Here is a 13498-nt window from a genome sequence, read left to right as displayed (position 1 = left end):
GCGCGGATCTCCGTGATGGGCGGCGACCAGGCCGCGGGCGCCCTCGCGACCGTCGCCGGCCGCGAGGACGACGAGGAGTTCAAGGAGCCGATCCGGCAGCAGTACGAGACGCAGGGGTCGCCCTACTACGCCACCGCCCGGCTCTGGGACGACGGCGTGATCGACCCCGCCGACACCCGACGCGTGCTCGGGATGGCGCTCGCCGTCACCGCACCCGCTCCCGTTCCCGAGCCGTCCTACGGCATCTTCCGGATGTGATGGCGATGAACCTGCAGACCCTGCTCGTCGCCAACCGCGGCGAGATCGCGCTCCGCGTCTTCCGCACCTGTGAGGCGCACGGCATCCGTACCGCCGCCATCTACACCGAGGCCGACGCCGGGGCGCCGCACGTGCGCGACGCCGACATCGCCGTGCTCGTGCCGTCCTACCTCGACATCGACGCCGTCGTCGCGGCGGCCAAGGACGTCGGCGCCGACGCGGTGCACCCCGGCTACGGCTTCCTGTCCGAGAACGCCGGCTTCGCCCGCGCCGTCGCCGGCGCCGGCATCACCTGGGTCGGACCCACGCCCGAAGTGATCGAGCGGATGGGCCGCAAGGACGCTGCCCGCGAGCTCGCCGTCGCCGCGGGAGTCCCCGTGGTGCCTTCCTTCCGCATCGAGCAAGGAACGTTGGTCGACGCCGCCGGTGCTCGAGGAGGTCGCCCTGGCGACCGCCACGAGACCCAGCGACCGTCACGTGACCCCTATCCGGTGCTCGTGAAGGCCGCAGCCGGCGGCGGCGGCAAGGGCATGCGGATCGTCCGCTCCGCCGCCGAGCTCGACGAAGCGATGGCCGCGGCGAGGCGCGAGTCGGCGGCAGCCTTCGGCGACGACACCATGCTGATCGAGAAGTACGTCGAGCGCGGCCGCCACATCGAGGTGCAGGTCCTCGGGGACACCCACGGCAACGTCGTGCACCTGCTCACCCGGGAGTGCTCGGTGCAGCGCCGGCATCAGAAGGTGATCGAGGAGGCCCCGGCGCCCGACCTGGACCCGCACCTTCGCCACCGCATGCACCAGGCGGCTGTCGACCTCGCCTCCGCGGTGGGTTACACCAACGCCGGCACCGTCGAGTTCCTGCTCGACGCCGAGGCCGGCGAGTTCTACTTCCTCGAGATGAACACCCGGCTCCAGGTCGAGCACCCCGTGACCGAGCTCGCCTGCGGCGGCATCGATCTCGTGGCCCAGCAGCTGTGGGTCGCGCAGGACGAGGAGCTCGGCATCGAGTCGGGAGCAGGCGGACCGTACGGCCACGCGATCGAGGCCCGGGTCTATGCCGAGGACCCGTACGCCGGGTTCCTCCCGCAGGCGGGCCGGGCGACCACCGTGCGGTGGCCGAGCGGACCGGACGTCCGTGTGGACCACGCGCTCGAGAGCGGTCAGGTGGTCAGCACGGCCTTCGACCCGATGCTGGGCAAGGTGATCGTGCACGGACCCGACCGGGGCAGCGCCCGGCGCCGGCTGGTCGCTGCCCTCGACGACACCGCCGTCCTCGGGCTCACCACNCCTCGGGCCCACCACCAACACCGGGTTCCTGCGCGAGCTGGTCGCCGGCGACGCGTTCGGCGACGGCGAGATCGACACCGCCTGGCTCGACCGCGCCGCCGTCGTGGCGCCCGACCCGGCGCCGGCCCGGGAGCTCGCCGCGCACGCCTGGCAGCAGGCGCACGCCACGCGGGTCGGCCCGTTCGCCTCGGACGGGTTCCGGCTCGGCGGCCCGCCGGCCCCGGTGCGGGTCGACTTCGAGGACGGCTCGGTCGTCCTCGGGCCACCGCCCGCCGAGCAGCCGGTCGCGGTCGTCACGGCTCACGACGTCGAGCTCGCCCACCACGGCCAGCGCTACGTGTTCACCCGACCCGACGCGGCGTCCGACCACGGCGCCGTCGCCGGAGACGGATCCGTCGTCGCGCCGATGCCCGGCACCGTGCTCGACGTCCGGGTCGCCGAGGGCGACCACGTCGCGGCCGGCGACGTGCTCGGCGTGGTCGAGGCGATGAAGATGGAGCTCGCCCTGAAGGCGCCGTACGACGGCGTGGTCACCGCCGTCGCGGCCGTCGCCGGCGACCAGGTCGCCCTGGGCGCGCCGCTCTTCACCGTCTCGGAGGCCGAGGAGGTCGCGCAGCGATCCTCGGAGGTCGAGGAGGTCGCGCAGCGATCCTCGGAGGTCGAGGAGGTCGCGCAGCGACCGTCACGAGACCCGTCACGAGACCCGTCACGAGACCCGTCACGAGACCGGAGTGAGCCATGACCGGCCTGCCGATGGTCGTCCCCGAGCCCGGCCTGCCGACGAAGGTGACGATCTACGAGGTCGGCGCCCGCGACGGCCTGCAGAACGAGCAGACGGCGGTGCCGACGGAGGTGAAGACCGAGTTCGTGCGGCGGCTGCTCGCTGCCGGTCTTCCGGTCGTCGAGGCCACCAGCTTCGTGCACCCCAAGTGGGTTCCCCAGCTCGCCGACGCCGCCGAGCTGATGACCGCCCTGGTCGCCGGGCTCGGCGACGTCGCCCGCGACCTCCCGGTGCTGGTGCCCAACGAGCGCGGCCTCGACCGCGCCCTCGAGCTCGGGCTCCGCCACGTCGCGGTGTTCGCGTCGGCGACCGAGACCTTCGCCGCCAAGAACCTCAACCGGACCCTCGACTCCCAGTTCGCGATGTTCGAGCCGACGATCGCGCGGGCACTCGACGCGGGGCTGGACGTCCGCGGCTACGTCTCGATGTGCTTCGGCGACCCCTGGGAGGGCCCGGTGCCGGTCGAGCAGGTCGTCGCTGTCGGGAATCGCCTGCTCGACCTCGGCTGCCACCAGCTCAGCCTCGGCGACACGATCGGCGTCGCCACCGCCGGCCACGTGCAGGCCCTGGTCGCCGGCTTCGGTGCGGCCGGCATCGATCCCGACCGGCTCGCCCTCCACTTCCACGACACCTACGGGCAGGCGCTCACCAACGTCCACGCCGGGCTGCAAGCGGGCGTGACGACGTACGACGCCTCCGCGGGCGGGCTCGGCGGTTGTCCCTACGCGCGGAGCGCGACCGGCAACCTCGCCACCGAGGACCTGGTGTGGTTCCTCACCGGTCTCGGCATCGAGCACGGTGTCGATCTCCGGGCGGTGGTCGACACCAGCACCTGGATGGCGTCTCACCTCGGGCGGCCCAGCCCGTCGGCCGTGGTGCGGGCGCTGGCACAATCACCCGCATGACCAGGGTCGTTCACCTGCACATCGGTGCGCCGAAGACGGGGACGACCTACATCCAGACCCGGCTGGGCCGCAACACCAAGACGCTGGCCGAGCACGGTGTCCACTTCCCGTCGACGTCGCGGCTTGCGCGCCCGGAGCTCTCGCAGTTCCGCGCGGCGCTCGACCTCACCGAGCAGGACTGGGGCGGCGCGCCCGGCCACGCCGACGGCTCCTGGGACGCCCTGATGCGCCGCACCCGCCGGCTCAGCGGCAACGTGATCATCAGCCACGAGATCCTCGCGCCCGCGCCGACCAAGGTGATCCAGCGCGCGATGAACGACCTGTCCGGCAGCGAGCTGCACATCGTCTACTCCGCCCGCGACCTCGCCCGGCAGCTGTCCGCCGCCTGGCAGGAGAGCGTCAAGCAGGGCCGCAGCTGGACGTTCCGGAAGTTCCTCCGCCGCTCGCGCCGCGGCAAGCCGTTCATGATGCAGGCCTTCGACATCCCGGACGTGCTGTCGTCGTGGGGCATCGCGGTCCCGCCGGAGCGGATCCACCTGGTCGTCGTACCCGCCAAGGGACGCGGTGACGACGACCAGCACGACACGCTCTGGACCCGGATGTGCCAGGCCCTCGCGATCGACCCCGCCTGGGCGCCGATCGACAGCGACGCGACCAACAAGTCGCTCGGTGTCGCCGAGACCCAGGTGCTGCGCCAGCTCAACCAGGCCCTCGGCCGCAAGGTCGCGCGCGAGGGGGAGTACGACGACCTCCTGCGCCGCATGGTCGCCGACGGCACCCTGTTCCACCACCGGTCGGCACCGGTCACCCTCCGGCCCGACAACTACGACTGGGTCGAGGAGCGCACCGAGCGATCGCTGGAGTGGATCCGCGCCAGCGGCATCGACGTCATCGGCGACCTCGACGAGCTGCGCCCCCGACGGCCCGGGCCCGACGAGCCCTGGCACAACCCCGACCGGGTCAAGAAGCAGGCCGTGATGCGCGCCGCGGTCAGCGCTCTCAGCAGCATGACCGCCGAGGCCGCCCGCCGCCCCGACCCGCACGGCCTCGCCGTACGGGCCACCCGGGAGATCAGGCGCCGCCTCGAGCCCTGAGCCCGCGACATCGGGGCGTCAGCGGGCCAGCGGGTCAGCGGGTGAGCGGGAGTCGAGGAAGGAACTCGCGGTCGGCGTAGCGCCCGACCTTCCAGGTGCCGTAGCCGTCGGCGCCGGCGCCGACGAGCCCGCCGACCACGGGCACCCGCTTGCTGACCGTGGTGGCCAGTCGCTTGCCGATCACCCGGCCGACCAGGTCGGACGCGACGGCGGAGGTGATGGTGGCGTCGAGGCCGGGGTCGTGCGACGGAGCGGTCGCGATCGCCATGGGCGGCGCGGGCAGCTGCAGCTTCTTCACCATCTTGCGCACCGAGTCCTCGCCCAGGATGGCCACGAGGATCGCGTTGCGCACCCGGGGGTCCTCGAGGTCGTAGCCGCGCAGGTGCGCGATGCCGGCGACCATCCGGCACTGGATCAACGCCAGCCCGCTGATGTTGGCGGGGGCGACGATCGCCGCGGTGATCAGGCCGCCGAGGTTGGTGACCAGGCCGCCGAGACCGGCGTACCGGACGTGGTTCTCGATGACCTCGTGGATCGCCTTGTCGACGTCGCCGTGCTGCTCCCGCAGCTGCGTCTCGGCCGCCCGGGCGGCGGGCGGCAGCGGTCCGACCCCGACGATCGCGCGGTGCAGCGCCTCGCGCACGAAGGACGACGTGAGTCCCGGGGCGAGCTCGGTGAGCCTGGGTACGACGACGCGGGCCGTCTCGACGGCGAGCCCGCGCTTGATGCTGCTGCGCATGCTCCGATCGTAGGGTGGCGCCGAAAGTCGGCGGCGGGCACGTCGTACCGTCGGGCCCGATGCGCCACCCGATCGAACCGCCGCCGACACCGTGGGAGCTGCCCTCCCGCGAGCAGCTCGCTGCGCTCGCCGGCGAGGACGACCTGGTCGCCGTCGGGGCCGACCTCGCCCCGGGCACCCTGCTCGCCGCCTACCGCCGCGGGCTGTTCCCGATGCCGGAGCCGCCGCGGTTGCGGCTGCGCGCCCGCGCGGAGCAGGCGACGGTCGGCTGGTGGTGCCCGGCGTACCGGGGAGTCCTGCGCCTCGACGGCCTCCGGGTGTCGCGCTCGCTCCGGCGGTCGGTGCGCGACTTCGAGATCCGGGTGGACACCGCGTTCGAGGAGGTCGTCGAGGCCTGCGGCGACCCGCGCCGGCCGGGGGCGTGGATCGACGGCGGCATCCGTGAGGCGTACGGCGAGCTGCACCGGCTCGGCTGGGCGCACTCGGTCGAGGCGTGGCGGGACGGCGTGCTCGCCGGCGGTCTCTACGGCGTGGCGATCGGGGGGCTCTTCGCCGGTGAGTCCATGTTCCACCGGGTGCGCGACGCGTCGAAGGTCGCGCTGGTGGGCCTGGTCGACGGGCTGAGCGACGCCCGGGCCGGCGATCGGCTCATCGACGTGCAGTGGGCGACCCCGCACCTGGAGCGCCTCGGCGTCGAGGAGATCACCCGCCGCGACTACGTCGAACGCCTCCCCGCGTTGCTCGCGGTTCCGCTCCCGCCGGTGTTTGTTCACCCGCCGGTTGGGGGATGACCCTTCCGGCAACCGGCTGCCGTCAATAGTCTGCCGGTGATGGCCCGCCTCGGGCCGGCCCTCCCTGACCCGGTGCACGCGGCACCGGCGTCGTCCCGAAAGGAATCTTCATGATCCGGATCAAGCGCCCTGCCGCTGCCGCTGGTGCCGCTGTTCTTCTCGCGTTCTCCCTCAGCGCCTGTGGCGGGGCCCCGACGGACGCTTCGAAGGAGGACTACTGCGACGCGGTCAACGACAACTCGGCGTTGAACGACATCGACTTCGAGAACCCCGACGAGGAGGCGTTCGTCGACGCCCTCAAGGAGCAGGCGGAGAAGCTCGAGGAGGTCGGCACCCCCGAGGACATCCCGGACGACGCGCGCGAGGGCTTCGAGATCCAGCTCGACGCCATCAACGACCTCGACGCCGACGACATCGACTTCGACGACCCGGAGGCGTTCGACGACGAGTTCTCCGATGACGAGAAGGAGAAGGTCGACGCGTACGCCGAGTACGAGGCCGAGACCTGCCAGGAGGACATCGAGGTCCCGACCGAGTGACCTGAGTCTCGACAACGGCAGCGGCCGACCCCGGGCTCCGGGGTCGTCCGTTCGGCTTTGGGGGCCGTGCCACGATGACAGGGATGCGCCCCGTCCTCGCCCCGCTGCTGCTGATGGTCCTCGTGACCGGGCTCGTCAGCGGTCTCGTCAGCGGCTGCTCCGCCGACGACGACCCGGGCGACAGCGGCCCGACGGTGACGGCGACCGGGTCCGACGACTCCGACGAGTCCACGGCTGAGCCGTCGTCCGCAGAGCCGAGCACCGGCCCGGACGACGGCGAGACGCAGGAACCGACCGGCACCGCGGACCTGCCGGACGCGGCCGCAGCGGTCTGCACGCTCTACTCCGCGATGGTCAGCGCCGTCCAGGACGTCGCGCTCAGCTACACCGACCCCGACGACATCGCCGCGGCGATCGCCCCGGTCCTGAAGGAGTTCGCCGCGCAGGTGCAGGCCCTGGAGCGGCCGCCGGGTGTCTCCGTCGAGATCTGGAACGGGGTCGCGGCGCTCGCCGAGCGGATCCTGGCGCTCCCCGACCGGCCCACGGACGCCGAGGTCGAGGCGGTCGAGCGCCAGCTCACCCCGCAGCAGCGCGACGCAGTCGCCTCGGCGTACAGCTGGCTCAAGTCCACCTGCGCCGGCTAGGGCGGCCACGACGGTGGCCTATGCGGCGGACGTCATACGTCCCTGGACCCATCGCCGCTCGGCCGTATGACGTCCTGCGCAACGTCATACGTCTTGGCACTCATCGGTGACACGCCGTACGACGTCCCGACGGTGTGCCCGACAGCTCAGGCGGACTCGCACACGCAGAGCTGAAGGGCCGCTTCGCCGCTGAACGGTGTGCCGGACCAGTCGCCGAAACGCTCGACGAGCCGCAATCCACCGAGCGAGATCAGCAGCGGCAGCTCCTGCGGGAAGATGCTCCTGATCTCGAGTGGCGCGACCAGGACGTCGGGGTCGGAGTCGGTCCAGAGGTGCCACGTCCCGCGCGTCACCTGCGCAAGCGCGTCGTAGGTCTCCGCGACGTCGACCCGCACCCGGCCGCGGTCCGGGTCGGTGAACGACAACGACTCCCTGGTTCGCCGGCTGCCGTCGGCCTCGGCCAGCAGGCTCACACTGGGGTTGAACACGTCGAAGACGAACCGCGCTCCGGGTGCCAGGTGGCGTCGTACGGACCTGAAGCAGCTCACCAGGTCGTCGCTCTCGTGCAGGTGCAGCAGGGAGTTGGCGGTGATGAACACGAAGTCGAAGGTGCGGCCCAGGTCGAACGCCGTCATGTCGCCCTGCTCCCACTCCACGACCACGCCGCGCTCATCCGCCTTGCGACGAGCTTCGGCGAGCATCTCCGACGAGAGATCCAGCCCGACGCACGAACGCCCGTCGGACGCGATCGGGATCAGCTTGTGCCCGGTGCCGCAACCGAGCTCGAGCACCTGACCGCCCGTCCGAGCGGCTTCGGCGCGGTAGAAGTCGACTGCGGGACCACCGCCGGGAAACATCAGGTCGTAGAGCCTCGGATGCGAGTAGAACGCTTCATCCACCACGACCTCTGCTCCTGTCCGATTTGACCGGCACGGTCAGGCGACGTACGCCGTCGCCCCCGACTCGCTCACGAGCGCCCGCCCCGCGGCCTGCCAGTCGTGCAGCCCGCCGGCGAGGTTGACCACGTCGTAGCCCTGGCGGGCGAGGTAGCCGACGACCTGCGCGGAGCGGCCGCCGACCTTGCACACCACGAGCGTCTGGGTGTCGGGGAGGTCGCCGAGCCGGTCGGTCAGCTCCATCATCGGGATGTGGATCGCGCCCTCGATGTGGCCGGCCTCCCACTCGCTGGGCTCGCGCACGTCGAGCACGGCCAGGCCGTCGGGCAGGGGGTCGGGGACGCCGTCGATCGCGACGGTCGGGATGCCGGTCATCAGCTCAGACTCTCTTCATTCTTGGCAGCTTCACTTCAGCAGCTTGCTCATCCGGCGGTCCGCGAGGGGCTTGCCGCCGGTCTGACAGGTCGGGCAGTACTGCAGGCTGGAGTCCGCGAAGGAGACCTCGCGGACGGTGTCGCCGCACACGGGGCAGGCCTGGCCGGTGCGGCCGTGGACCGCGAGGTTCGACTTCTTCTCGGCCTTCAGCTCGCTCGCGGCCAGCCCCCGCGAGCGGTCGACGGCGTCGCCCAGGGTCTGCTTGATCGCGGTGAAGAGCGTGGTGAGCTCGTCGTCGGTGAGGCCGTCGGCCGGCTTGAACGGGCTCATCCGGGCGGCGTGCAGGATCTCGTCGGAGTAGGCGTTGCCGATCCCGGCGATGGTGCCCTGGTGGCGCAGCACGCCCTTGAGCTGCTTGCGGCCCTCGGCCGCCAGGATCGCGGCCAGCGCCTCCCGGGTGAAGGATTCCTCGAGCGGGTCGGGGCCGAGGCGGGCGATGCCCGCGACCTCACCCGGTGAGCGGACGAGGTAGAGCGCCAGCGACTTCTTGGTGCCGGCCTCGGTCACGTCGAGCCCCGGCGTGAGCCCGTCCTGCTCGTCGAGGACGACCCGCACCGCCAGGGGGAGCTTCGGGCTCGGTCGCGGCGGGGTCGTCGGCACCTCGTCGCGCCACCGGATCCAGCCTGCCCGGGCCAGGTGGAAGACGAGGTGGAGGCCGCTGGCCTCGATGTCGAGGAACTTGCCGTGTCGTCGTACGTCGTCGACCAGCGCCCCCTCGACCGCGGTCAGGGGCGGGTCGTAGGTCTTCAGCGCGCTGAACGCGGCGATGTGCACCTTGGTGATGGCGCGCCCGGACAGCCGGCCCCGCAGGTCCAGGGCCAGCGCCTCGACCTCCGGCAGCTCGGGCACGCGACCAGCCTAGTGCCGGGCATCGACGGTTCTCCGCCTAGTGACAGGCGACGCCCGGCAGCGCATGATGTGGCGATGACCGTGGTGCGCCCACTGCCGGCGACGGGCTCGACCTTCGTCGATGCGCGCGGCGACGAGCGCGCGCTGCGCGTCAGCTGGCACGAGGAGGCCGACGTGGTGGTCGTCTCGCTGTGGCGCGACAACGTGTGCACGGGCAGCTTCCGGCTGGCCGGGGGAGACATCCCGGAGCTGATCGACACCCTCGTCGATGCGACACGCTAGCCGGGTCTAAGGATCTGGCTAGACACACCGATACGGTCCGATCGTGGACCCGATCCGGAACCCGTACGCCCCCGGCGCCGGCCAGCGACCGCCCGAGCTCGCCGGCCGCGACGAGCAGCTGCGGGCCTTCGACGTCGTGCTCGAGCGGGTCGCGCGCGGCCGCCCCGAGCGCTCGCTGGTGCTGACCGGGCTGCGTGGCGTCGGCAAGACGGTGCTGCTCAACGCGCTGCGCTCCGCTGCGGTCCGCAAGGGCTGGGGCACCGGCAAGCTCGAGGCGCGGCCCGACCAGTCGTTGCGCCGGCCGCTCTCGAGCGCGCTGCACCAGGCCGTGCGCGAGCTCGGCCACCCCAACCCCGACGAGGTCGACCACGTGCTGGGCGTGATCCGCTCCTTCGCGGAGCGCGAGGCCGGCGCCGACGCCAAGCTCAAGGACAAGTGGAGCCCCGGCATCGCCACCCCCGCGGTGCGGGGCCGCGCCGACTCCGGCGACATCGAGATCGACCTGGTCGAGCTGCTCTCCGACGTCGGCGGCCTCGCTGCCGACAAGGGCCTGGGCGTCGCGGTGTTCATCGACGAGATGCAGGACCTCGGCCCGGCCGACGTCTCGGCGCTGTGCGCGGCCTGCCACGAGCTCAGCCAGAGCGGCCTGCCGGTGATCGTCGTCGGCGCCGGCCTGCCGCACCTGCCCGCCGTTCTCTCGGCGTCGAAGTCCTACTCCGAGCGGCTCTTCTCCTACCAGCGGATCGACCGGCTCAGCCGCGAGGCCGCCGACCGCGCGCTGGTGGCGCCCGCCGCCGAGGAGGATGCGGCGTACGACGACGCGGCGCTGGCCGCGATGTACGACGCGACCGGCGGCTACCCCTACTTCATCCAGGCCTACGGAAAGTCGGTCTGGGACCTCGCGCCCCGCTCGCCGATCTCGGCCGACGACGTCGCGGTGGCCGCGCCCGAGGCCGAGCGCGAGCTGGCGGTCGGCTTCTTCGGCTCCCGCTACGAGCGGGCAACGCCGGGGGAGCGCGACTACCTGCGGGCGATGGCCGACGTCGACCGCGGCACCGACCCGGTCGGCGCCGTGAACACCGCCGACGTCGCCCAGGTCCTCGGCAAGAAGCCGCAGTCGCTCTCACCCGCGCGCGACAGCCTGCTCAAGAAGGGGCTCATCTACTCGGGCGAGCGCGGCCGGATCGCGTTCACGGTGCCCCACTTCGGGCGCTACCTGCGCACCCAGGGCTGACGGCCGCCCGGGGAACGGGTCCCTACACTCCAGAGGTGCACCGACTCGTCGCGCTGGGAGCGCTGATCACCCACCTGGTGTTCGTCGGGTTCACGGTGCTCGGCGGCTTCCTGGCGTGCCTGGTGCCGTGGCTCGTCGTCCCGCACGTCGGCGCCGCGCTCTGGGGCGGTCGGATGGCAGCGACCCGGGCCGCGTGCCCGCTCTCCCGCATGGAGGACTGGGGTCGCACCGGCTCCGGCCGGCCGGCGATGGACGCCCGCGGCTTCGTGGCGCACTACTTCGAGGGCCGGTTCTACCCGGCCCGGTGGGCCCGCCGCGTGGAGTTCCTGGTCGGCGGCGTGGTGATCGGCTCGTGGCTCACCTTCGCCACCCGCTGACGTCCGTTCAGGCCGGGGCCTCGGGCTCGTCCTCCGCCGGGCTGATGGCGATCCGGGTGACCCGGCGCCCCTCCATCTCGGCGACCTCGAGGTGTGCGGCGCTCACGTCGACGCCGTCGCCGACCTCCGGCAGCCGGCCGAGCCGGGCGACGACGTAGCCGGCCGCGGTCTCGTAGTCGCCGTCCGGCAACGCGATCCCGGTCGCCTCCGCGAAGTCCTCGATGGTGAGCCCGCCGTCGACGACCGCGGCCGCACCGGCTTCGTCGAACGCGGGGTCGGGGCGGTCGTCGTACTCGTCGCGGATGTCGCCCACGATCTCCTCGACCAGGTCCTCGAGGGTCACGATCCCGTCCGTGCCGCCGTACTCGTCGACCACGACCGCGAGGTGGGTCGCGTCGCGACGCATGGTCGAGACGGTGGGCAGCACCCGGTTGGTGCCGGGGAGGTGCAGCACCGGGCGCTGGACCTCGGCGACGGTACGGCGCTCGGTCGGCTCGACGTCGAGCAGGTCGCGCACGTGGAGGAAGCCGGTGACGTCGTCGAAGCTGGTGCCGATGACGGGGTAGCGCGAGTACTGACGACCCGAGACCCACGCGGCGGCGTCGGCCAACGGCATGCTGCCGTCGAGGAACTCCACGTCGCCCCGCGGCTGCATGACCTCCTTCAACGTGCTGCGCGTCGCGGAGAGGACGTCGGACAGGATCCGCCGCTCGTCGTCGCCGAGGCCCTCGTGGGTGGTGACGATGTCACGCAGCTCGTCGTTGCTGACGGCGTCGCTGGTGGCGTTCGGGTCGCCGCCGAGGAGCCGGACCAAGGCATCGGTCGACACCGAGAGCACCCAGATCATCGGCCGCATCAGGGTCGCGAACCGGTCCAGCACGGGCGCCGTCGCCATCGAGACCTGCGTCGAGCGCTGCATCGCGAGCCGCTTCGGCACCAGCTCGCCGAGGACCAGCGAGAGGTAGGCGATGACCAGGGTCATCAGGATCAGGGCCACCGTCGTCGCGGCGTCGTCGTCGAGGCCGAGGTCGACGAAGTACGGCGCGATGTCCGGGGCGAGGGTCGAGCCGCCGTACGCCGCGGAGAAGAAGCCGGCGACGGTCACGCCGATCTGGACGGCGGACAGGAACCGGTTCGGGTCGCGCGCGATCGCGGCGACGTGCGCGCCTCGCCCGCCTCGCTGCTCGAGCTGGCTGAGCTGGCTGTCGCGCAGCGACACCAAAGCGAGCTCGGTGCCGGCGAAGACGCCGCCGACGACGACGAAGGCCACGACCAGGCCGAGGTTGACGAAGGTCTGGGTGTCGATCATGCCCGTTCACCTCCTGGCGGCAGCAGAGGTGAACGGAACCGACTTCGAGACTCGTCCATGGCGGGGAGTCTAGAAGAGCCGGTCAGCGCCAGTTCGGCTCGTAGCGACCGAGCGGACCGGCCGGGATCCGCAGCTGGGGCGCCACGCCCGCGATCTTTCCGGGGAGCGGCGTCGTCATCGCCCGGCCCCAGGCCGTCGAGCGGGTGACCAGCGGCGGGTGGGCGGGCTCGCCGGTCAGCCCGGGATTCGGGGAGGGGTGGTCGGCCAGCAGGCGGGCGGTGGCGGCGAGCGCCGTCGTGACCGTCCCGGCCCGGCCCTCCGCCAGCAGCCGGCAGACACCCGCGGCCAGGAGGTACCCGGTCGCGTGGTCGAGAGCCTGCGCCGGGAGGGAGGTCGGGGCGTCGGTGCCGGCGCGCGCCGTCTCGGTCGCCACGATGCCGGAGCTCATCTGGACCAGGCTGTCGAAGCCGTGCCGCTTCCCCCACGGGCCCTTGGTGCCGTAGGCGCTGATCCGTCCGATCACCAGCGACGGGAAGCGCTCGGCCAGCATGTCGTGGCCGAGGTCGAGCCGCTCGAGGGCGCCCGGGCGCAGGCCGTGCACCAGCACGTGGGCATCGGCGAGCAGGGAGAAGAGCTGCGACCGCCCGGCGTCGGTGGAGACGTCGAGCGCTGCGCAACGTTTGCCCTCGGTGGTGATGGGGAGCAGGGCACCGACCTCGTCGAAGCCCGGCGGGTCGATCCGGAGCACGTCGGCGCCGTACCCGGCGAGGAACCGGGTGCAGATCGGGCCGGCGATGACCCGGGTGATGTCGACGACGCGGAGGCCCGCCAGCCGCAACCCCGGATGGGGGACGAAGCTGGCCGCCATCGGCGACCGCTGGACCTCCACGGTGGGCAGCCCGGCGGCGACGAGCCCGGCCGGGTGGGCCAGCCACTCGTCCTGGGTGCGCAGGATCGCCGCGCAGCCGTCGGCGTCGACGACGGCCTGCTCGAGCTCCTCGCCGCCCCGTTCGCGCACCGCGGCCGCGACCTGGTCGCGGTCGGCGTCGTCGGGGAGGCCGAGCACGTCGAGCACCGAC

At 72.6% G+C, this 13498-nt stretch carries 16 protein-coding genes and 1 pseudogene; 11 read left to right on the top strand and 6 right to left on the bottom strand.

Annotated features, from left to right (window positions below; all coding sequences use genetic code 11):
* The 5 genes and pseudogenes from H0488_RS16570 to H0488_RS16555 all read left to right on the top strand — a co-directional run.
* A partial coding sequence (locus H0488_RS16570; protein WP_281369681.1) for a carboxyl transferase domain-containing protein occupies positions 1 to 258 on the top strand: 258 nt, incomplete at its 5' end.
* Positions 258 to 1502 (top strand): annotated as a pseudogene (locus H0488_RS24255) (acetyl-CoA carboxylase biotin carboxylase subunit); the annotation flags it as partial. The gene H0488_RS16570 and the pseudogene H0488_RS24255, both read left to right, overlap by 1 nt.
* A gap of 145 nt (positions 1503 to 1647) precedes the next feature.
* Positions 1648 to 2286, top strand: a complete 639-nt coding sequence (locus tag H0488_RS25085) for a biotin/lipoyl-containing protein (RefSeq protein WP_312856388.1) — start codon at positions 1648 to 1650, stop codon at positions 2284 to 2286.
* Entirely contained in the window at positions 2283 to 3230 is a 948-nt protein-coding gene (locus tag H0488_RS16560) for a hydroxymethylglutaryl-CoA lyase (protein ID WP_183100358.1), read from the top strand. Before H0488_RS25085 ends, H0488_RS16560 begins: the two co-directional genes overlap by 4 nt.
* Positions 3227 to 4324 (top strand): hypothetical protein, encoded by a 1098-nt coding sequence (locus H0488_RS16555; protein ID WP_183100357.1) that lies wholly within the window; start codon positions 3227 to 3229, stop codon positions 4322 to 4324. The genes H0488_RS16560 and H0488_RS16555 overlap by 4 nt, the downstream gene beginning before the upstream one ends.
* Positions 4325 to 4358: 34 nt before the next feature.
* Here H0488_RS16555 and H0488_RS16550 read toward each other — a convergent pair whose 3' ends face one another.
* On the bottom strand, positions 4359 to 5063 hold the full coding sequence (locus tag H0488_RS16550) for an EcsC family protein (RefSeq protein WP_183100356.1): 705 nt from the start codon (positions 5061 to 5063) through the stop codon (positions 4359 to 4361).
* A gap of 59 nt (positions 5064 to 5122) precedes the next feature.
* Between H0488_RS16550 and aat the strand changes: the two genes are divergently transcribed.
* The 3 genes from aat (at position 5123) to H0488_RS16535 (ending at position 7037) form a co-directional block, all read left to right on the top strand.
* Entirely contained in the window at positions 5123 to 5854 is a 732-nt protein-coding gene (aat, locus tag H0488_RS16545; RefSeq protein WP_183100355.1) for a leucyl/phenylalanyl-tRNA--protein transferase, read from the top strand.
* Positions 5855 to 5964: 110 nt separating this feature from the next.
* A complete protein-coding gene (locus tag H0488_RS16540; RefSeq protein ID WP_183100354.1) occupies positions 5965 to 6393 on the top strand; it encodes a hypothetical protein in 429 nt (142 codons plus the stop codon).
* Between the two features lie 83 nt (positions 6394 to 6476).
* Positions 6477 to 7037 carry a hypothetical protein gene (locus H0488_RS16535; RefSeq protein WP_183100353.1) on the top strand — a complete coding sequence of 187 codons (561 nt, stop codon included), beginning with the start codon at positions 6477 to 6479 and terminating at the stop codon, positions 7035 to 7037.
* 146 nt (positions 7038 to 7183) lie between these two features.
* Here the strand turns inward: H0488_RS16535 and H0488_RS16530 are convergent, their stop codons facing one another.
* The 3 genes from H0488_RS16530 to H0488_RS16520 are packed head-to-tail and all read right to left on the bottom strand — an operon-like array spanning position 7184 to position 9217.
* Entirely contained in the window at positions 7184 to 7939 is a 756-nt protein-coding gene (locus H0488_RS16530) for a class I SAM-dependent methyltransferase (protein ID WP_220794688.1), read from the bottom strand.
* A gap of 33 nt (positions 7940 to 7972) precedes the next feature.
* Positions 7973 to 8308, bottom strand: coding sequence for a rhodanese-like domain-containing protein (locus tag H0488_RS16525; protein WP_183100352.1), 336 nt, complete (start codon positions 8306 to 8308; stop codon positions 7973 to 7975).
* A 30-nt stretch (positions 8309 to 8338) separates the two neighbouring features.
* A complete protein-coding gene (locus H0488_RS16520) occupies positions 8339 to 9217 on the bottom strand; it encodes an Fpg/Nei family DNA glycosylase (RefSeq protein ID WP_183100351.1) in 879 nt (292 codons plus the stop codon).
* Between the two features lie 75 nt (positions 9218 to 9292).
* Between H0488_RS16520 and H0488_RS16515 the strand changes: the two genes are divergently transcribed.
* From H0488_RS16515 to H0488_RS16505, 3 genes are read left to right on the top strand one after another with little or no spacing between them, the layout of a single operon-like run.
* A complete protein-coding gene (locus tag H0488_RS16515; RefSeq protein ID WP_183100350.1) occupies positions 9293 to 9499 on the top strand; it encodes a hypothetical protein in 207 nt (68 codons plus the stop codon).
* Positions 9500 to 9542: 43 nt separating this feature from the next.
* Positions 9543 to 10733: an ATP-binding protein gene (locus H0488_RS16510; protein ID WP_183100349.1), complete on the top strand. Its 1191-nt coding sequence runs from the start codon at positions 9543 to 9545 to the stop codon at positions 10731 to 10733.
* Positions 10734 to 10768: 35 nt separating this feature from the next.
* Positions 10769 to 11110: a DUF2784 domain-containing protein gene (locus H0488_RS16505; protein WP_183100348.1), complete on the top strand. Its 342-nt coding sequence runs from the start codon at positions 10769 to 10771 to the stop codon at positions 11108 to 11110.
* Between the two features lie 7 nt (positions 11111 to 11117).
* Here the strand turns inward: H0488_RS16505 and H0488_RS16500 are convergent, their stop codons facing one another.
* Both H0488_RS16500 and H0488_RS16495 read right to left on the bottom strand, forming a co-directional pair.
* A complete protein-coding gene (locus H0488_RS16500; RefSeq protein WP_220794687.1) occupies positions 11118 to 12419 on the bottom strand; it encodes a hemolysin family protein in 1302 nt (433 codons plus the stop codon).
* An 82-nt stretch (positions 12420 to 12501) separates the two neighbouring features.
* Positions 12502 to 13498, bottom strand: a 997-nt coding sequence (locus H0488_RS16495; protein ID WP_183100347.1) for a CoA transferase, incomplete at its 5' end; no start/stop codon positions are given.

Source organism: Nocardioides pelophilus, from assembly GCF_014180685.1.
Taxonomy (GTDB): domain Bacteria; phylum Actinomycetota; class Actinomycetes; order Propionibacteriales; family Nocardioidaceae; genus Nocardioides; species Nocardioides pelophilus.
The sequence above is the reverse complement of the archived record's forward strand: the minus strand, read 5'-3'. Positions and strand labels throughout refer to the sequence as shown.

Excerpts from the sequence above, each read along its gene's own strand:
- H0488_RS16550 (WP_183100356.1), bottom strand. The coding sequence starts at position 5,063 with ATGCGCAGCAGCATCAAGCGCGGGCTCGCCGTCGAGACGGCCCGCGTC.
- aat (WP_183100355.1), top strand. The coding sequence starts at position 5,123 with ATGCGCCACCCGATCGAACCGCCGCCGACACCGTGGGAGCTGCCCTCC.
- H0488_RS16560 (WP_183100358.1), top strand. The coding sequence starts at position 2,283 with ATGACCGGCCTGCCGATGGTCGTCCCCGAGCCCGGCCTGCCGACGAAG.
- H0488_RS16535 (WP_183100353.1), top strand. The coding sequence starts at position 6,477 with ATGCGCCCCGTCCTCGCCCCGCTGCTGCTGATGGTCCTCGTGACCGGG.
- H0488_RS16515 (WP_183100350.1), top strand. The coding sequence starts at position 9,293 with ATGACCGTGGTGCGCCCACTGCCGGCGACGGGCTCGACCTTCGTCGAT.
- H0488_RS16500 (WP_220794687.1), bottom strand. The coding sequence starts at position 12,419 with ATGATCGACACCCAGACCTTCGTCAACCTCGGCCTGGTCGTGGCCTTC.
- H0488_RS16525 (WP_183100352.1), bottom strand. The coding sequence starts at position 8,308 with ATGACCGGCATCCCGACCGTCGCGATCGACGGCGTCCCCGACCCCCTG.
- H0488_RS16555 (WP_183100357.1), top strand. The coding sequence starts at position 3,227 with ATGACCAGGGTCGTTCACCTGCACATCGGTGCGCCGAAGACGGGGACG.
- H0488_RS16540 (WP_183100354.1), top strand. The coding sequence starts at position 5,965 with ATGATCCGGATCAAGCGCCCTGCCGCTGCCGCTGGTGCCGCTGTTCTT.